Origin of the sequence: Paenibacillus sp. FSL F4-0100, assembly GCF_037993005.1 — a bacterium.
Classification (GTDB): Bacteria; Bacillota; Bacilli; order Paenibacillales; family Paenibacillaceae; genus Paenibacillus_AQ.
The window spans coordinates 4,107,236-4,124,718 of the sequence record NZ_CP150303.1 but is presented as its reverse complement, the minus strand read 5'-3'; the positions used below and the strand labels follow the sequence as shown (position 1 = coordinate 4,124,718).

The window sequence follows — 17,483 nt, the reverse complement described above, 5'->3', positions numbered from 1 at the left end:
CTCATGCCTGAATCCATCAGGCAAGGAGATGTCTGATGAAGGAGAGAACATGAGAACCTATTTGCTCCGAAGATGCTTGTACATGCTCTTGATATTAATTGGCGCGTCCTTGTTAATCTTTATCTTGTATTCCTTAACGCCAGGCGACTTTGTAGACAACAACTTGAGTTTGAGCGAGGAGCGCAAGGCGGAATTAAGAGAAATTCACGGGTTGAACAAGCCTGTCATCGAACGATACGTGAACTGGATGGCCAACATTTTCAAAGGCGATTTCGGTTATTCTTTGGCCCAGCAGCGTCCCGTCCTGGACCTGTTTCAGGATTACATATGGAACTCCTTTCTGCTGGCGGTGGTTTCGACGTTCTTCACCTGGTTCATTGCGGTCGTCGTGGGCGTTCTTACGGCCTATAAGCAATACTCGCTGCTGGATACCCTGGTGATGATCGGCATCTTCGCCGCGATGTCGATTCCTTCGTTCTTCATCGGGTTATTCCTGATCAAAGTATTCGCCGTCGATTTAAAAATTCTCCCGCCGGGTGGAATGATCACGACAGGGAGTCGGGCCGAGGGCTGGGACTACGTCGTCGAGGTGCTGCACCATATGCTGCTTCCGGCAGCCGTCATGATTTTGCTTGGCATCGGGTCGCTCACCCGTTATTTCCGGAGCAACATGCTGGAGGTGATCCGGCAGGATTATGTCCGCACCGCCCGTGCAAAAGGGTTGAAGGAAAGAACGGTGCTGTTCCGCCACGCACTGAAAAACGCGATGCTGCCCGCGATTACGTTGATTGGCTTCGAATTGCCGGGCCTTTTCGGCGGCTCCATCATCATTGAGAAGATATTCAATTGGCCGGGCATCGGCCAGTTGTACATGCAATCTTTCACGGTGCGGGATTATCCGCTCCTCATGGGCTTTACCATGTTTTTGGCTATCTTGACGGTCGTCGGGACGCTCATATCCGATATCCTCTACCACACTTTCGATCCCCGGGTCAGGCTTTAAAGAAAGGAGGAACTACCTTTGTCGATTCCAACGACGGCAAGTCAAGCCGGAAAAGCCAGCCGAGGAATGGAGGTTTCAGACTCCTTATGGAAGCAATCCACTCGGAAGCTCAAGAAAAACAAGCTGGCCGTAACTGGCTTCACCTTCATCGTGTTGATGTTTGTTGCTTGCTTTATCGGTCCCTTGTTCTCGCCATATGCGGATGGCAAAATCAATCCCGCCATGATGCACCAGCCCCCAAGCGGCAAGCACTGGCTGGGAACGGACCTGCTTGGCCGCGATGTGCTGACCCGGCTCTTGCAAGCAGGCCGAATTTCGCTCACGGTCGGCCTTGCGTCCATGGCGTTATCCATGACAATCGGGACGGTTCTCGGCGTCATTTCGGGTTATTATCGTGGAGTAGTCGATCAGTTGATCATGCGAACCGCCGATTTGTTGTTTACGATCCCGGGGCTTCCGATTCTCTTCATCATGGGGGCGTTGATGTCGGATTGGAAGGTTCCGACCGACTATCGGCTGTATCTGGTCATGCTCATGCTCAGCGTCATCGGCTGGCCCGGCGTGGCGCGGCTCGTCCGCAGCCAAATGCTGTCCTTGCGGGAACGGGAGTATATGATAGCTGCCGACGTGCTAGGTCTCAGCGATAAGCGCAAGCTGTTTCGCCATCTACTGCCCAATGTCTTCCCGCTTCTGATCGTCATCGCCACACTTAGCATCGGAGGAGCGATACTGTCGGAATCGGTGCTCAGCTTCTTCGGGCTCGGGGTCATGCCCCCGACGCCCACTTGGGGAAATATGATCGATGCGGCCAACAACGTCATCGATTTTGAGAAACGGCCCTGGCTGTGGATTCCGCCAGGTCTGGCGATTTTTTTGACGGTCATTGCCATCAACATTTTCGGTGACGGATTGCGGGACGTTCTCGATCCTAAACAGAATACAAGCAGGTGAACGGATAATGAATTCATTAATCGAGGTCAATCATTTAAGCACTTATTTCGAATCCGGAACCGGAACGGTCAAAGCGGTGGACGATATCAGCTTTCGCATCCGCGAAGGCGAAACGGTATGCGTCGTGGGCGAATCCGGCTGCGGCAAGAGCATCACGGCCATGTCGATCATGGGACTGGTCGAAGGGCCGCACGGGAAAGTGGTGAACGGCCGGATCCAATTCGGGGACAAGGATCTTCTAAAGGTCAGCAAAGAAGAGATGCGCCGAATTCGGGGCAACGACATCTCGATCATATTCCAGGAACCGATGTCTTCCCTGAACCCGGTCATTACGATCGGCAAGCAAATCATGGAGCCGCTTATGCTCCATCGCCAAATGAACAAAAAACAAGCCTATACGCGGGCGCTCGAGCTGATCGAGCTGGTCGGCATTTCCCGAGGGGAACAAATCGCGGCTTCCTATCCCCATCAATTGTCGGGAGGGATGCTGCAGCGGATCATGATTGCGATTGCGATCTCGTGCAGCCCCAAGCTGTTGATTGCCGACGAACCGACGACGGCATTGGACGTTACCATCCAGGCGCAGGTACTGGAAACGCTGAGGGAAAGCAAAGAGCAATCCAATATGTCGATTCTGCTGATTACGCACGATCTTGGTGTGGTGGCCGAGATGGCGGATTATGTCATCGTCATGTACGCGGGGAAAATCGTCGAGGAGGGAGACGTCGAGGAAATCTTCGACCGTCCGAAACATCCTTACACGAAGGGATTGCTGAAATCCAAACCGATCCTCGGCCAGCGCTCGGACCTGTTGTACTCCATCCCAGGCCAGGTACCCAATCCGCTTGAACTGACGGAATCCTGCTATTTTCATGATCGCTGTGAAAGCTGCATGGCCATCTGCCGATCCCGTCAGCCGTCACTGAGAGAAGTGGAACCCGGTCACAGAACGGCCTGTTGGTTGTATGAAGGGGAGGCGCGGCATGAGTGAAGCATTGCTGGAAGTACGACATTTGAAAAAATATTTTCCCATTACCGCCGGGCTGCTTAATCGTAACGTAGGTCACGTCAAAGCGGTCGATGATATCAGTTTGACAATTCGGGCTGGAGAAACGTTCGGCCTGGTCGGCGAATCCGGCAGCGGCAAAAGCACGGTTGGGCGCACGATACTCCGGCTTCATGAGAAAACCAGCGGGGACATCCTGTACAAAGGTATCCCGTTTCACGACCTGCCCAAATCGGAGATGCGAAAGCTCAGGCCTAAAATGCAGCTTATCTTTCAGGACCCCTACAGCTCGCTTAACCCGCGTATCCGCATCGGAGACGCAATCGGCGAAGCGCTGCTTGAACACGATTTGGCCGAAAAAGCCGAGGTTCGTGGTCAGGTGCTGGATGTACTGGAAGCTTGCGGCCTGTCTACCTATCACTACAATCGGTTTCCGCACGAGTTTTCAGGCGGCCAGCGGCAGCGGATCGGCATTGCCCGCGCTCTGGTGCTGAATCCTGATTTCATAATCGCCGATGAGCCGGTTTCCGCGCTTGATGTGTCCATCCAGGCACAAATCATCAATTTGTTTCAAAAACTTCAGCATAATCGTGGATTAACCTATTTGTTCATTTCGCATGACTTAAGCGTCGTGGAGCATTTGTGCAATCGCATCGGGGTGATGTATCTCGGTTCCATGATGGAAATGGCTTCGCGTGACGAAATGTTCAGCCGTCCGCTGCATCCATATACCCAAGCATTGCTATCGGCGATCCCTGTCCCGGTACCGAGGCTGAAGCGGGAGAGGATCGTGCTCAAAGGGGACATTCCGAGTCCGGCTCAACCGCCTTCTGGCTGCAAGTTCCATACACGCTGCCCTTATGCCTTGGCGCAGTGTAAGGAAGTCGTGCCCGAGTTCCGCAACGTGGGGGATGATCATTACGTGGCATGTCATCTCGTTTGAAGCGGCACGCCATCTTCGGATCCTTATGTAACACATTGAGGATATGCCCGGGGGCGTGTTCGGATGATGCGGAATGTTGTAAAATATGAGCGAAATGGCTGCTGGATACCGGCAGCCAGTCAATCATAAGAGGTCAAAGAAGGAGTGCAGCCTGGCAATATCTTTTATTCGTACGGAAGCCTGACCCTCTGCCATTATGCATCCAGGATCGAGCCGTATGCTGAGGAAGACGACGAGCCGTCGCTTCATTTATACCGGCTTCTTCGCAGTCTGAGCGAGAAGAGCCGTTTGCGGATTCTGCACTTTTTGCGCAGCGAACCGCGTACTTTTATCGAAGTGGTTCGACATCTTGGCATATCCAAAGGCATAACGCATGATCGTATTTTCAATTTGCGCAGTGCGGGACTGCTCAACGTTCATGTCGTCGGAGAGACGGTATCGACCTATAGTTTACGAGTGAAACGAGTTCAACAAATCGAGCAGGGGCTGTTCGATTATTTGGGAATGCCCCCCAGCCTGTCATCCAATTCCGTCAATGAAATGGAATAATCAAGCAAACGAGTGTTGACCGAATCGTCGGAGACACAGCTTTAAGCAGGGATGAGCTGCTTAGCTGTGTCTTTTTTTCGTTAAAAATATCAAAATTGTAAAGGAGCGAGATAGCATGACTACATTAAATGAATATTTAGCACAAAAAAAAGCGGCGGCAGAGGCCCTGCGTTCTCAAGCGGAGCAAGACCCCAAGCCGAATACCTATTCGGCCAAGGTACAGGCGAAAGGCCGCAGCGGCGTTCGAGAAATACGTATACGAGACTTCCAAATTATCAGCGACAGCCCTGAGAATTATGCCGGATATAGCCTCGGTCCCTCATCACCTGAAATTCAGCTTGGTGTATTAGGCAGCTGCCTGACTCATATTACGTTGATTAAAGCTGCGGAACGGGGCATATCGCTGGAATCCCTTGAAGTCGAAGTCACGGGTCAGTTGCACCCGCTTGCCGGCAAACCGGGATACGAGGACATTCCCATATATCCGCATAATATCGAATATAACATTCACATCGTATCCGAAGAATCCGCCGAAACCATCGCCGAGCTTCATGAAGTGGTTGAGCGCGCATGCCCGATATACAACCTCCTAAAGTATCCGCAATCCATCTCCGGTGGAGTAGTGCATCGCTCGCCTGCTAGCCAGCCAGAAGGTTCTTCCTTATAGAAATGAAGGGATAGATAAATCGTCTTGACGATAGGACGCACAATTTGGATTGTGTGTCCTTTTATGCTATAACAGGGCACAGAATGTTTATAACAAGAGCCATCTGTCTTAGAAAAAACACTTTACAGAAAGCAAACAGATTCTTATTTTATGTTATTTGATTTTTCCGCCTTATTCCTTGGAAAATCAGCATAAACGCCATTAAGAAAAATAAAATATTGACTGAACTTAAAGGCTGTTTTCCTGAAAAATCTTTAATTATAAGATAAGATTGGATAACCAAGATAATGGATGCATATAGAAAATACATATTAGATTTGTCTTTAAATTTCCGGCCAAGTGACTTTATTATCATGGTAAATGCAATGGCATAGATAGTGATTATCCCGACAAGGATAAGAGCTAAGATCGATAAGTTCAAAAAATCAGCCCCTTCATTTATTATGAATTACATTTTATCACATAAAAAGCGAATCTTGTGTCCGACGACAAGAACATAATGACAGTACAACTCTCTTTGGACAAGACCACTATCCTAAAGTGTTAGATAACTTGAAACAGGTTCAAAACAAGAAGGAACACCCATAATGAACAGGGTATTAATTAAGCGTTATTTTTTATCTGCCGAAAAAAAGAATACATGACATACGTTGATAAATTGTAAGATATTTATACGGCGGTGAAACGTATCATAAGTAGAATTGCTGATCATTATGCTAGCGGGAGAGGTTAGTTCAATAGAAGACAAGAGAAGGCAGCCGTTACGAGATCGGCTGCCTTTGTTCAACTGATGGGCAGGTTGGTGCCGTAAAGGACACGAAGATGGTCCGATTACCGATTAGATAATGATCTAAACAGGTTTGCACAATAGTGATTTTAATGAACAGCATGAAAACCTGAAAATGGTAACAGAAACGCTGCCTGATGGAACGGCGATTTGTTACAGTTATGACGAGGTAGGTAATCGTATGCAGAAGGTGGCACCAGCAGTGGGCAAGAGCAAACAACAACGTACACGCATAATAACGCAAATATGATAGTTCAGACTTAACTTAAAGCTTACTGCTTTGCATAATTTAGCCCTAAGTGATGAGCTTGGTTAAGCAGCATCTCATAATGCCTGGGATTAGAATCCAAAGTCTCGTATAAAAATTCTACCTTGGAATTGGATACACCGCAATAATCTGCAATTCCCACATTGAGAAGATGCGTCATCATTTCATCATAGTTACGCTTTTTCATCTGTTCTTTCGAAACGCCCGCCAAACCAATCCACAAGACATGCTGATGATGAAGCTGGTTCGAACCGTACGCAAACCCATTGTTCCATACCCGGTCAATATAACCTTTTAGCATAGCTGGCAAATGCCACCACCAAATCGGAAAAATAAATGCCAAGGCATCATGCTCCTTCATTCGCCTTATTTCCATTTCTACCTGAGGGGAAAAGGACTGTTCCTCGGCTGACCAATCAGGTTCATCTACGCCTTTTAAAACAGGGTCAAAGCCAATCCCGTGTAAATCCAATATCTCATAGTCGTGGCCAGCCTCGGCAAGACCTTTTACAAAACGATCGGCAACCTTAAAAGTCAGGGAATCCTTTCTTGGGTGCGAAACAACGTTCAATACTCTCATGCTTGTATGTTCACTACCTTTCTTAACAGCTAACTCGTAGCCACGATCAATGGCTGATGCTATTATAAACAGTAACAAAATACTCTGGAAGTACGCACTTTCAAGTTCTATAGGATGATAGAGGTGCCATAGAAACATGGAAGTGCCCTAGAAAGATGCCCTAGAAACTTACCTGAATAACGGACTGAAATGAAAGAATCTTATGTTCCTAGCAAAAATACAGCCTTTTACCGGAGGAATAAGAGATGACTGAAAAGAGGAAAAATAACGTTCAAAAGAAGTATAAAGTTGGAGTGGAGGCGGCATTAGAAGTAATGGGGGGGAAATGGAAGCCTTTAATCATCTATCATTTGATGACTGGCCGGAAACGGACGTCTGAGCTTCGACGGTTAATACCCGACATTACTCAAAAAATGCTGACCACTCAACTAAGAGGCCTGGAAAAGGATGAGATTGTTGCAAGAAAGGTTTATAAAGAGATCCCACCTAAAGTGGAGTATGAGTTAACGGCCTACGGGTGGGGATTAAAGCCCGCGCTAGACTATTTATGCTATTGGGGAGAGGATCACCTGGAAAGGGTTTATGGTGACAAGTCCAAGGTTTTGGAAGAGTTTTAAGGCTGTACAAAGCAGTGGTGAAAAAATAACATTGGACTGACCCCATAGAGTGGGATCAATCAAAACACCTTCAAGGGAATGCTTCAATAGGGACAACCTTGGAGGTGTTTTGATTTTTACAACAAGAGTGAGCTAATCGTTGAGCAGACCAAATTGTTCGGTCAGTGGATGTTAGATAGGAGTTTAGATTATTAAAACCAATATTTTGTGCATTAAGGGGTAGTACCAGCCTATTAGCTAAATGACTTTAGTCAATTTGATGTCCATCCAATGTACCCATTTCTTACCGTCGTTTGACAGCTCCCAACTACCTGTTAAGGTGTTGCTATCTTCACTAAACATTCCTGTGAATCGCTCCGATTTGCCCAAAATTGTCCAGGCACGGTCGATTAGGTTTGCTTGGTATGCACTGAAATTGCCTTGGTTGTCATATGAGTGTGTGGTGTACTTCTGACTGGAAGCATCATAGCCAATGATCTCAATAGCCTTAACCTCTTCTTTCCCCATATGACCATCAACATGATGAATAAGAAAATGACCCCCGGGCAACCATTCATAGGTATCTATTGCTTTCAACTGATCAGCTGGCCCAGACGGACTCGCTTTAATCACACCCTCTGTATTCCATTTCCCTACGAAGACATTCAAGCGTGCCATTGCAGGATCTGGTTTAGACGAATTTTGTGAAGTAAGGGCATCATCATTCTCTGGTTCACTGATATTGTTTGTTGCCATTTTGATTCTCCTTTCATGCTATGTTTCTTATATCATAGCATGTAACAAATGTTATGATTTCTTATCAATTGCTCATTTAATTACTCAGGGATAACCAAATTACCTATTAACCGGAACTGCCCTTCAGAACGCACAAAAGCGACCATTTTGTAGGAATTTCGCATAATCGTGACCACCTGTATGCCGCGTATCTTCTCCACCAAATGCCAAATCGGCGAAAAGCCTCGGCTAAACGGCCGGGGATTGTTTTACTCTGCAACATAACCCAATGACTCCTTTGGGCGCAGCACCAACCACAAACAAAGAGAGGACATGGAATAAAACGGTTGCATCTTTCGTAATTTATATATTGAACATATTGAATGAAATGTGGTGATTCGGATGAGCTCTACGGAAAGAATACCTTTGTATCAGAGGGTTCAAGAGTATATACGCAACTTGATAACGTCAAAAGTACTGAAGATTGGAGACCGTATACCAACGGAAAAGGAACTCATGGAGCGTTTCGGCGTAAGCAAGATTACTGTCGTTAATGCCTTGGCCGGTTTGGTTAACGAAAGAATCATAACCAGGGTGCCCGGAAAAGGGACTTTTGTAAGTGAGCCTGAATATGAAATGCCGGAAACATCTCCTAAAATTGCCGTAAAGCCTATCCATAAAACCAGTGGAGAAATGGGGACGCGGTTGATAGGCCTAATTCTGCCCAGCATTTATGACTATTTTACGATTAGACTTATACAAGGTATTCAGCAAGCGCTAAATGAAAACGGTTACCGTTGCGTTATTTATTTATCAGAGGGCAATCTTGATAAGGAAAAAGAGGCTATTAAGACATGTAGTAAAATCGGAGTGGAAGGGTTACTGATTTTCCCGGTTGACGAGGAATTATTCAACGAGGAAATATTAAGCATGAAATTTGCGGGGTTTCCGTTCGTTCTCATCGACCGTTACCTTCTTGGGGTGGAAACTCATTATATAGCATCAGACGGTAGGCTTGGCGTTAATATGGCTGTAAATTACCTGTGGGAACTGGGGCATCGTGAAATCGCCATATGCTCCGATTCGCCCATACAAACCGTCACCGTTCAAGAGCGGATCGATGGATATATGAATGCCTTCAAGGAAAAGGGATCACTCATAAACCCTGCCCACATCGTGACCGGTTTTGAAATCGGAAGTCTTGAGCAAGCTGAAACACATCCACTGTACCGCTATATCCAAAATCGAATGGCAACGGCCTATATTACGCTAAATGGAAGTCTTGGAGTGAAAATCTATCAGATTGCGCGTCAAGTTGGATTGAAGGTGCCCGAGGACATATCTATCATCAGTTTTGACGATCCGACTTCAATCATCGAAGGATACAGCACCTTCACACATGTTAAACAGTTTGAACGAGACATGGGCTACCGCGCGGCTTACACGCTGGTTGAGGTCATTAACAATGATGACGGGCAACAAGGAAAATACTTTAAAACCCTAGTGGAGCCGGAATTGGTGATTGGCGAGACGACGGGAAAAAACGTTTTCTCCACTTCGTGATATCAACACCCGTTTCCCCCTATATAGGTAACCTAATTACGAGTCCGACGCGCTTTCTATTCAAAACCTGACAATGGAAGCGACGGTTCTCCGGGCTCTTCTACTACGTCAACTGCAACTTCCTCTCATGAAATCCTCCCATAATAAGTCCCAAATCCATAAAGAAATCCAGCAGAAGCTCTTCAAACCATTCACAGGTTGCTTTATTTCAATAAACATTTTTATCAAACAATTTCATAAGTATATATTGAATATAATGTATTTTTGCCAAGGAATAAAAACACCTGAATATGGCCGACAGCCATCGATCATGCCCCAAACGACGCATCGTACGCCCAGGGAGCAGTGCATACGATGTACAAAATAAAATTATGGAATGATTCCTACACCATATTGAATATATTAAACTGTAGAAATGAAACCGCTTGCAATGAAGGAGGGGGAGACAGTCGCTATATACCGTCGAAACATCGAAAATTGGCTCTGTTCCTAAGCTATCGGGAATGGATTCGTAAAAATCCGATACGACGAAGTAGGAGGTGTACGGGGAATGGTACCAAAGGGTGTGGTTATCCACGGATTTGAGCAATTAAAGAAGAACAAGAAACTGAGTAGAATATGGTATTTCAGGCATATATATTTATTTTTGCTTCCTGCTATCATCTGGTTTCTGGTTTTTGCTTACTATCCGATGTACGGCATTTTAATAGCGTTCAAAGATTACAAATTCAATCTGGGAATATTGGGGAGTCCGTGGGCAGGTTTTAAATATTTCGAACAGTTTTTAAACGATTCCAGTTTTTACGATGTACTCCGAAATACGTTATCCATTAGTGCCCTTAAACTTTTTTTCGGATTTCCAGCTCCATTGATCCTAGCCTTAATGCTCAATGCCGTCATGCACAAAAAATTCAAAAGAGTGTTTCAAACGATTTCCTATCTACCACACTTCGTTTCGTGGGTCGTTGTCGTTACCTTGCTTCAAAAAATCCTGTCTCCGAACGTAGGGCTTATTAATGACATTCGGTACCAAATGGGTTTGGATCCGATTTTTTTTATGGGAAAGCCGGAATTATTCTATCCACTGGTCATCATTTCTGACATCTGGAAAGGTATAGGCTGGGGTTCGATCATTTATTTAGCCGCGTTAACGAATATCGATCCGCACTTGTATGAAGCTGCGGAAATCGACGGGGCAGGTCGATGGAGCAAACTATTTAAGATTACGCTTCCATGCCTTGTTCCAACGATAGCCATACTGCTCATATTCTCCCTCAGCGGAATACTGAACGCGGGTTTTGACCAAATCTGGCTGATGCAGTCCCCAGCAACATTAAGCGTCTCGGAGATCTTGGACACTTATGTCCTAAAAACAGGCCTCCAACAGGGGCAATTAGCCTATTCTACGGCCATTGGTTTATTCAAGTCTGCGATCTCGCTGCTGCTCATTGTTGCTGTCAATAATATATCCAGGCGCGTGAGCGACGTATCGTTATGGTAATCAGCTAGCGCTGAAGATGAGGAGGTGTGTGTATGGGTGCGAGAAGGCTGACGACAGCAGATAAAATGTATATGACGCTTAACTATTCGGTGCTGTTGTTATTCTGCGCTACAGCACTATATCCATTTATCTATTTTCTAGCCCTTTCCTTCAATGACGGCTACGATGCGATGAAGGGTGGAATCTATTTTTTTCCTAGAGTTTTTACATTAGAGAACTATGCGAAAGCTTTTAGCAACTCTTTAATCTTAAATTCGTTTTATATTTCCATTACGCGAACGATTGTGGTAACGGTTGGCTCCGTATTTTTGACGGCCTTACTGGCCTACGCCCTTTCACGGAAAGGTCTGCCCGGAAGAAAATATATCGTGTTTTTCTTTTTCTTTACCACGTTGTTCAGCGGAGGACTTATTCCGACTTTTATCCTGTTCCGGCAATTACACATTCTGGATACGTTTTGGGTGTTGGTGTTGCCGTCCCTATATAGTTTTTTCAATGCGATTATCATGAAAACCTTCTTCGACGGGATTCCTGAAGCTCTGTCGGAATCGGCCCGAATCGACGGAGCAAGTGAGTTGGCGGTATTTGCAAGAATCATATTGCCTCTTTCGATGCCGGTGCTTGCTACCATTGCCTTGTTTGTCGGAGTGGGCGTGTGGAATGACTGGTTTACCGGTCAGTTTTTCATCCAGAATGAAAAACTGCAGCCTGCAGCTACGTTCCTTAATAAGATGATCAGCGAAGCTTCTTTCCAGTCGATGACGTCGGGAAATAGCGGATCTGCTATTCAAAACATGACCCAGACTCAGATGGAACTGCGAGGAGTAACGCCGGAAGCCTTGAGGATGACTTTCGTCATCATTATTACGACCCCGATTATCTGTGTGTATCCATTTCTACAGAAATATTTTGTGAAAGGCGTATTGGTAGGCTCTCTTAAGGAGTAGTTGGTATAAAAGGTAAAGCCTTTTATATAAAAACTTCCAGTGGAAGGGGATTGTAGTATGAGGAGGAACAAGCGTAGGAGTGTTCTTGTTATGACACTAATCGCTTTACTGCTTTTAGTGACCATGACGGCATGCACGGGAAAAGGCGGAGGGGAAGATGCAGGCACGGTTGACACAGGTCCGAAGGAGCAAGGTACTGAAGAAATAAAACCGGTAACCTTGACTTTTCTCAGTGCTTGGAACGGTGGCGGAGCCGGTTTCCCGCAGGACCAGGAGAATAATCCTGTAGCCCAAAAAATTAGGGAGAAAACCGGAGTAACGTTAAAACTGGAATCCATCACAACAAGCGAAGCAGAAAAACTAAACACCATATTTGCTTCCGGTACGGTTCCGGATATTGTTAACGCACCATTCTGGTCGACTACAGGAGGAGAAGGACAAGTCATCAAGAAGGCAGCCATGGAAGGACAGCTTCTGGATTTAACCCCATATCTCGATAAATACCCGAATATTAAAAGACTTGTGACTACCGGGATTGCAAAGGATTTTGCCGAGTTCGATCTCAATAGTCCCGATTTTGAAGGCAAGACTTATCTCATTCCTACGGAGACCCCGGACGGCACCCCTGAGAGCATTCATAATTGGAATTACGGTCTTTTTGCCAGGGGGGATATCCTGAAAGCTTTAAATGTAAAAGCGGAGGATATTGATACGCAAGAAGAACTATATGATCTATTGGTCAAGATCAGAGATGGAGGTTTTAAGGATATTGGCGGGAAACCGGTCATCCCGGCCGGAACGATGTGGAATGGATGGGATTCCGGCCAGTTCCTAGCCGGGTGGTCGGATTACACGATTTCGGACTTCCATCAAGTGGATGGAAAACTGATTCACTGGACGCAATCCAAGGACCATGAAGCTAAGTTGTTATACATGAGGAAGTTATTAACGGAAGGTTTATTTGATCTTGAAGCCTTTAACAATACGAGTACAACAGCGAATGAAAAGCTTACGACGGGTAAACTTGCCGTATTTGGAGCCCAGCCGATGTTAGATGATTTACAAAAAACGCTTTATAAGACGAATCCGGAAATGCAATATGAACTACTCGGGCCTATGAAGAATAAGAGAGGAGAAATTCGAACGCAAGTGGAAAAACCCGGCCGTTCCGGTTTCCCTGCCCTATTCTTAAGCGCGAACATCAAAGATCCTGATGCGGCATTACGTTACATTGATTATGTCAACAGCGAAGAAGGCCGATTGCTTGCTTATTTCGGGATCGAAGGAACGCACTACACCATGGAAAACGGGTTACCCCGGTGGATTCCTGATGTGAAAAAACAATTCGATGATAACCCGGATCTGAAAAGAGACGCAGGGCTCAATTATCTTCCAGGAAGATTCATCGGGGCATTCTCCAATGATATTACTTGGCCTATGCCCGAGGATCAAAAAACAAAGTGGAAAAAGTTGGAGGAGAGTCTCTCAGCAAAAATGCCGATCAAAATTATAGACAAAGTAAGCGCCAACTACCTTGCAAGAGAGTGGCCCAAATATCAGGAATTTATAAGCAAAACCAGCAGTTTGAATTTCGATGAGGAATTTAAGAGAGCATATTTTGCGGCGTCAGATCAAGAAGCTCTAGATATGCTTCATAGTGTTCAAGAAAAATTTAGAGCTGCCGGCGTGGAAGAAATGGCGGAGTTTGTGGCTCAAAAAGCTGCAGAACGAGATGATGTAGGGTTCTAAGTGAAGGAAGTTTATCCATGATGGGATGGTGTCACTGCCATCCCAAATTACTTTGATTAAAAGATTACGGAGGGAAGACGAATGTTGAACGTTGCGATGTTAAGTAAGTGGCATGTGCATGCAGATGATTACGCAAGAAGGTTACAATCTCACGGTAACGTTAAACTCACGGCAGTCTGGGACGAACAGCCTGAACGCGGAAGCGAATGGGCTGCCCAATTGGGAACGGATTTTGAAGCGGATTTGGACACGCTGCTAAAGCGGGAAGACATCGATGGCGTCGTGGTGGATGCCCCTACAAACATGCATGCAGACGTAATGGTAGCAGCTGCTGAGGCCGGCAAACACATCTTTACCGAGAAAGCCATGGCTCTTACCGTAGCAGAATGCGACCTTATTTCTGCAGCAGTACGCAAAGCAGGCGTCAAGTTCTGCATTTCATTTCCCGCTCTCACAAGGCCGCACCAATTGTTCGCTAAGCAGCTAGTAGATGACCATGTATTAGGAGACATCACGCTTTTGCGCATTCGTAACGGCCACGACGGTGCATTGAATAATTGGCTCCCGGATTACTGGTATGATGAGAAGCAAACAGGGGGCGGAGCCATGATGGATTTGGGCTGTCATCCGATGTACATCGCAAGTATGCTGCTCGGTAAGCCCAAAAGAATCACATCCATGTTTCATTATTTCACCCATCGTGCAGTGGAAGATAATGCGCAGTGCTCCATTGAGTTCGTAAACAACGCGGTCGCACTGGTCGAAACAAGCCTTGTTACGTACAAAACTCCTTCTGCCCTTGAGATTTACGGTACGGAGGGCACCCTGATGATCTCAGATGATACCGTTAGAGTCATCTCGAAGAAGCTCGATGCCCCTTTTTCCGGATGGATCTCACCTACTCAACTCCCTAAAGAGCAGCCGCTTCCGATCATCCAATGGGCGGATGCATTGATTCATGACAAACCGATGCCCTTCGGACTGGAGGACGGAACGAATTTGACGGAGTTATTGGAAGCGGCATACATCGCTCATAAGGAAAACCGGACGGTAGAGTTTAAATAACGCGGGGGAGGGAATGCGATGAGAACCGTAAAAGTAGGGATCATCGGTTGCGGAATGATTGCGAACGGCAAACATATGCCGTGTTTGTCCAAGTTAGATAACGTACAGATGGTGGCCTTCTGCGACTTAAAGCCGGAAAGAGCCGAGGAAGCCGCGGAAAAATACGGCACGCAAGGCGCTAAGGTGTTTACCAATTACAAGGATCTGCTTGCCATGGAGGAGATTGAGGTCGTACATGTGCTAACACCGAACAGCTCCCACGCGACGATTTCCATTGATGCGCTCGAGAGTGGCAAACATGTCATGTGCGAAAAACCAATGGCAGTCACAGGTGCGGAGGCCAAAGCGATGTACGAAGCCCACTTGCGAACAGGCAAGAAACTAACCGTCGGGTACCAGAATCGTTCCAACGCCAAAAGCCAGCTGTTAAAAAAGATGATCGCCGATGGGGAACTTGGAGATATCTATTTTGCAAAAGCTGTCGCTACCCGAAGACGAGGCGTACCTACATGGGGCGTGTTTCTAGATAAAGAGAAACAGGGGGGCGGTCCTATGATCGATATTGGAACCCACTCCCTTGATCTGGTCCTATGGTTGATGGATAACTATGAACCGGAAAGTGTCGTCGGCAGTGTCTTCCATAAACTGAAGCACACGGAAAATGCGGCGAACGAATGGGGGGCCTGGGATCCCAACGAATTCGAGGTAGAAGATTCGGCGTTCGGGTATGTGAAATTTAAAAATGGAGCTGCGGTTATCATTGAAACCAGCTGGGCCCTTAACATTGCGGAAGGTAGCGGCAACCTGCTGTGCGGAACGAAGGGAGGAGCAGATTTTGCTAAAAATGAATTGCGGATCAATGGCGAGAGGGACGGGAGCTTGTTCCTAAATAAAATTGAGGTGAATCCGAATGCAAGAGAACTGTTCAGGGGAGAAGAAATGACCGATTTCGAGTATGAAGCCAAACAATGGATTCACAGTATCGTAAACGATACTGAACCTTTGGTTAAACCGAGGGAAGCTATGATTCTTTCACAAATATTAGAAGCCGTGTATATATCCGCAGATACAGGCAAAACCGTTTATTTTGATTAGGAATAAGGACGTGAAATATACAATCAGCCCCTTCATTTGTAATGATTTACATTGTACCATCATAAAAACTAATCTTGTGTCCGATGACAAGAACATATAGACATTGAAAGTCGCTAATTTAGCGGCTTTTTTGTTTTGCCGGTTTGATGGATTTAATCATTTTCCAATCGCGATTTCATTAAGCTAACTGGCAGGAAGAGGTAATAAATGAATATATCTATAATCCACCTTTCATCGTTGTCTTCTTTTCCAATATGATGATTATGTATTGCGTTAAAGATGTGATTTTATGTTAGTGGAGAATCCAAGCATTATATTAATCACAGGTATCAGATCAACATAAAAATGGCGACAAGCAAATCAGAAACTGTATAACGGACAAATCGACAGGGGTGTTTACCTTAACCATTCACCTTGTAAAAAAACGATTGGAGGACTTCATAATGAGCGAAATAACAGCCGAAACTTTGACACCGATCATAAGTAAAATGCTCGGTACACCAATAATCTCCACCGATTTCCAAACCAAACCATTACATGGTGGTACAGTGGGGAATGTCCAGCTTGTAACAGGCAATGCCAAAACCACTGACGGCGGGACGTTGCCCTATAAAATCGTTTTAAAAACGCAGAAAAAATTTGAACGTTACGGCGATCCCGATTCCTGGCGCAGGGAATATGATTTTTATAAATCCAATTTCGGCGCTCTGTTTTCTGAATCATTTCGTTGGCCTGAGTGCTATCACATCGAAATGAACGAAGAAGAAAACGAAACGCAGATATGGATGGAATATATCGACGGCATATCGGGTTTAGACTTGACCGGCTATATGTATGAACGCGTAGCCGAAGAATTAGGGCGGTTCCAAGGCAAGTTATATACTGAACAGCCAATCATTTTACAGAACTTGAAAAACCTGAGCAAAGTGGATTATATGAAGAACTTCTATCTTCGCTACCGGTCATGGAATAAAGTGTACGATTACATACGCTCCGACGATTGCGAAATCCCGAAACACCTATGTAACATGCTCATCGACATTGATGATAACGCAGACGAAATTTTCAACCGTATAGAAAAGCTGCCCATCGTGCTGTGTCACAGGGATTTTTGGGTAACAAACATATTCTATTCAGACGGTAAAACCATACTCATCGACTGGGATACCACAGGGTGGGGCTATTTAGGTGAAGATATGGCAAGCCTTATCGCGGACGAAGCCGATATTGAAAACATGGTTGAATACTACCATAGATGTATCCCGGCGTATTACAAGGGCTTTTCGGAATATGCAGATATTTCACACATAACGGATAACTCCGTTTATGAGTTGATTCTACTTATGTTCGGATACCGGCTTGTAGAGTGGTATATGGACGCAGGATCAGGAAACAAACTCCAAGATACAGATGATGAAAGAATGCTGCACATCCAAACCCTGCAAAAAATCTTTGAGATAAGGAATGAACAATGACAA

At 45.8% G+C, this 17,483-nt stretch carries 16 protein-coding genes; 14 read left to right on the top strand and 2 right to left on the bottom strand.

Annotation, left to right across the window (positions count from 1 at the left end; translation table 11 throughout):
• Window positions 1-49: 49 nt before the first annotated feature.
• The 6 genes from MHH48_RS18510 (at window position 50) to MHH48_RS18485 (ending at window position 5,119) form a co-directional block, all read left to right on the top strand.
• Window positions 50-1,003 carry an ABC transporter permease gene (locus MHH48_RS18510; protein ID WP_076321433.1) on the top strand — a complete coding sequence of 318 codons (954 nt, stop codon included), beginning with the start codon at window positions 50-52 and terminating at the stop codon, window positions 1,001-1,003.
• 66 nt (window positions 1,004-1,069) lie between these two features.
• A complete protein-coding gene (gene opp4C / locus MHH48_RS18505; RefSeq protein WP_256720489.1) occupies window positions 1,070-1,954 on the top strand; it encodes an oligopeptide ABC transporter permease in 885 nt (294 codons plus the stop codon).
• Window positions 1,955-1,961: 7 nt separating this feature from the next.
• Window positions 1,962-2,945 carry an ABC transporter ATP-binding protein gene (locus MHH48_RS18500; RefSeq protein ID WP_076321431.1) on the top strand — a complete coding sequence of 328 codons (984 nt, stop codon included), beginning with the start codon at window positions 1,962-1,964 and terminating at the stop codon, window positions 2,943-2,945.
• Window positions 2,938-3,903, top strand: coding sequence for an oligopeptide/dipeptide ABC transporter ATP-binding protein (locus MHH48_RS18495; RefSeq protein WP_076321430.1), 966 nt, complete (start codon window positions 2,938-2,940; stop codon window positions 3,901-3,903). The genes MHH48_RS18500 and MHH48_RS18495 overlap by 8 nt, the downstream gene beginning before the upstream one ends.
• A gap of 144 nt (window positions 3,904-4,047) precedes the next feature.
• Complete coding sequence (locus MHH48_RS18490; RefSeq protein ID WP_256720430.1) at window positions 4,048-4,452, top strand: winged helix-turn-helix domain-containing protein; 405 nt, start codon at window positions 4,048-4,050, stop codon at window positions 4,450-4,452.
• A gap of 115 nt (window positions 4,453-4,567) precedes the next feature.
• Window positions 4,568-5,119, top strand: a complete 552-nt coding sequence (locus MHH48_RS18485; RefSeq protein WP_076321429.1) for an OsmC family protein — start codon at window positions 4,568-4,570, stop codon at window positions 5,117-5,119.
• Window positions 5,120-6,178: 1,059 nt separating this feature from the next.
• Here the strand turns inward: MHH48_RS18485 and MHH48_RS18480 are convergent.
• Window positions 6,179-6,754, bottom strand: a complete 576-nt coding sequence (locus MHH48_RS18480) for an NAD(P)H oxidoreductase (protein WP_076322143.1) — start codon at window positions 6,752-6,754, stop codon at window positions 6,179-6,181.
• Window positions 6,755-6,999: 245 nt separating this feature from the next.
• Between MHH48_RS18480 and MHH48_RS18475 the strand changes: the two genes are divergently transcribed.
• Window positions 7,000-7,371: a helix-turn-helix domain-containing protein gene (locus tag MHH48_RS18475; RefSeq protein ID WP_076321427.1), complete on the top strand. Its 372-nt coding sequence runs from the start codon at window positions 7,000-7,002 to the stop codon at window positions 7,369-7,371.
• A gap of 237 nt (window positions 7,372-7,608) precedes the next feature.
• Here MHH48_RS18475 and MHH48_RS18470 read toward each other — a convergent pair whose 3' ends face one another.
• Window positions 7,609-8,106 carry a DUF1579 family protein gene (locus tag MHH48_RS18470; RefSeq protein ID WP_076321426.1) on the bottom strand — a complete coding sequence of 166 codons (498 nt, stop codon included), beginning with the start codon at window positions 8,104-8,106 and terminating at the stop codon, window positions 7,609-7,611.
• 381 nt (window positions 8,107-8,487) lie between these two features.
• Here MHH48_RS18470 and MHH48_RS18465 point away from each other — a divergent pair, with 381 nt between their 5' ends.
• The 7 genes from MHH48_RS18465 (at window position 8,488) to MHH48_RS18435 (ending at window position 17,480) form a co-directional block, all read left to right on the top strand.
• A complete protein-coding gene (locus MHH48_RS18465) occupies window positions 8,488-9,648 on the top strand; it encodes a GntR family transcriptional regulator (protein WP_076321425.1) in 1,161 nt (386 codons plus the stop codon).
• 550 nt (window positions 9,649-10,198) lie between these two features.
• Complete coding sequence (locus MHH48_RS18460) at window positions 10,199-11,149, top strand: ABC transporter permease subunit (protein WP_076321424.1); 951 nt, start codon at window positions 10,199-10,201, stop codon at window positions 11,147-11,149.
• 32 nt (window positions 11,150-11,181) lie between these two features.
• Window positions 11,182-12,096 (top strand): carbohydrate ABC transporter permease, encoded by a 915-nt coding sequence (locus tag MHH48_RS18455; RefSeq protein WP_076321423.1) that lies wholly within the window; start codon window positions 11,182-11,184, stop codon window positions 12,094-12,096.
• Between the two features lie 90 nt (window positions 12,097-12,186).
• Window positions 12,187-13,845 carry an extracellular solute-binding protein gene (locus MHH48_RS18450; RefSeq protein WP_076321422.1) on the top strand — a complete coding sequence of 553 codons (1,659 nt, stop codon included), beginning with the start codon at window positions 12,187-12,189 and terminating at the stop codon, window positions 13,843-13,845.
• An 81-nt stretch (window positions 13,846-13,926) separates the two neighbouring features.
• Window positions 13,927-14,910 (top strand): Gfo/Idh/MocA family oxidoreductase, encoded by a 984-nt coding sequence (locus MHH48_RS18445; protein ID WP_076321421.1) that lies wholly within the window; start codon window positions 13,927-13,929, stop codon window positions 14,908-14,910.
• 18 nt (window positions 14,911-14,928) lie between these two features.
• The gene (locus MHH48_RS18440; RefSeq protein ID WP_076321420.1) at window positions 14,929-16,005 is read left to right on the top strand and encodes a Gfo/Idh/MocA family oxidoreductase; all 1,077 of its coding nucleotides are present in this window, start codon (window positions 14,929-14,931) and stop codon (window positions 16,003-16,005) included.
• 443 nt (window positions 16,006-16,448) lie between these two features.
• Window positions 16,449-17,480 carry an aminoglycoside phosphotransferase family protein gene (locus tag MHH48_RS18435; protein ID WP_076321419.1) on the top strand — a complete coding sequence of 344 codons (1,032 nt, stop codon included), beginning with the start codon at window positions 16,449-16,451 and terminating at the stop codon, window positions 17,478-17,480.
• Window positions 17,481-17,483 lie beyond the last annotated feature (3 nt).

Bases quoted from the DNA above. Each gene is read 5' to 3' on its own strand.
- MHH48_RS18510 (WP_076321433.1), top strand. From the start codon at position 50: ATGAGAACCTATTTGCTCCGAAGATGCTTGTACATGCTCTTGATATTA.
- opp4C (WP_256720489.1), top strand. From the start codon at position 1,070: ATGGAGGTTTCAGACTCCTTATGGAAGCAATCCACTCGGAAGCTCAAG.
- MHH48_RS18500 (WP_076321431.1), top strand. From the start codon at position 1,962: ATGAATTCATTAATCGAGGTCAATCATTTAAGCACTTATTTCGAATCC.
- MHH48_RS18495 (WP_076321430.1), top strand. From the start codon at position 2,938: ATGAGTGAAGCATTGCTGGAAGTACGACATTTGAAAAAATATTTTCCC.
- MHH48_RS18485 (WP_076321429.1), top strand. From the start codon at position 4,568: ATGACTACATTAAATGAATATTTAGCACAAAAAAAAGCGGCGGCAGAG.
- MHH48_RS18480 (WP_076322143.1), bottom strand. From the start codon at position 6,754: ATGAGAGTATTGAACGTTGTTTCGCACCCAAGAAAGGATTCCCTGACT.
- MHH48_RS18475 (WP_076321427.1), top strand. From the start codon at position 7,000: ATGACTGAAAAGAGGAAAAATAACGTTCAAAAGAAGTATAAAGTTGGA.
- MHH48_RS18470 (WP_076321426.1), bottom strand. From the start codon at position 8,106: ATGGCAACAAACAATATCAGTGAACCAGAGAATGATGATGCCCTTACT.
- MHH48_RS18465 (WP_076321425.1), top strand. From the start codon at position 8,488: ATGAGCTCTACGGAAAGAATACCTTTGTATCAGAGGGTTCAAGAGTAT.
- MHH48_RS18460 (WP_076321424.1), top strand. From the start codon at position 10,199: ATGGTACCAAAGGGTGTGGTTATCCACGGATTTGAGCAATTAAAGAAG.
- MHH48_RS18455 (WP_076321423.1), top strand. From the start codon at position 11,182: ATGGGTGCGAGAAGGCTGACGACAGCAGATAAAATGTATATGACGCTT.
- MHH48_RS18450 (WP_076321422.1), top strand. From the start codon at position 12,187: ATGACACTAATCGCTTTACTGCTTTTAGTGACCATGACGGCATGCACG.
- MHH48_RS18445 (WP_076321421.1), top strand. From the start codon at position 13,927: ATGTTGAACGTTGCGATGTTAAGTAAGTGGCATGTGCATGCAGATGAT.
- MHH48_RS18440 (WP_076321420.1), top strand. From the start codon at position 14,929: ATGAGAACCGTAAAAGTAGGGATCATCGGTTGCGGAATGATTGCGAAC.
- MHH48_RS18435 (WP_076321419.1), top strand. From the start codon at position 16,449: ATGAGCGAAATAACAGCCGAAACTTTGACACCGATCATAAGTAAAATG.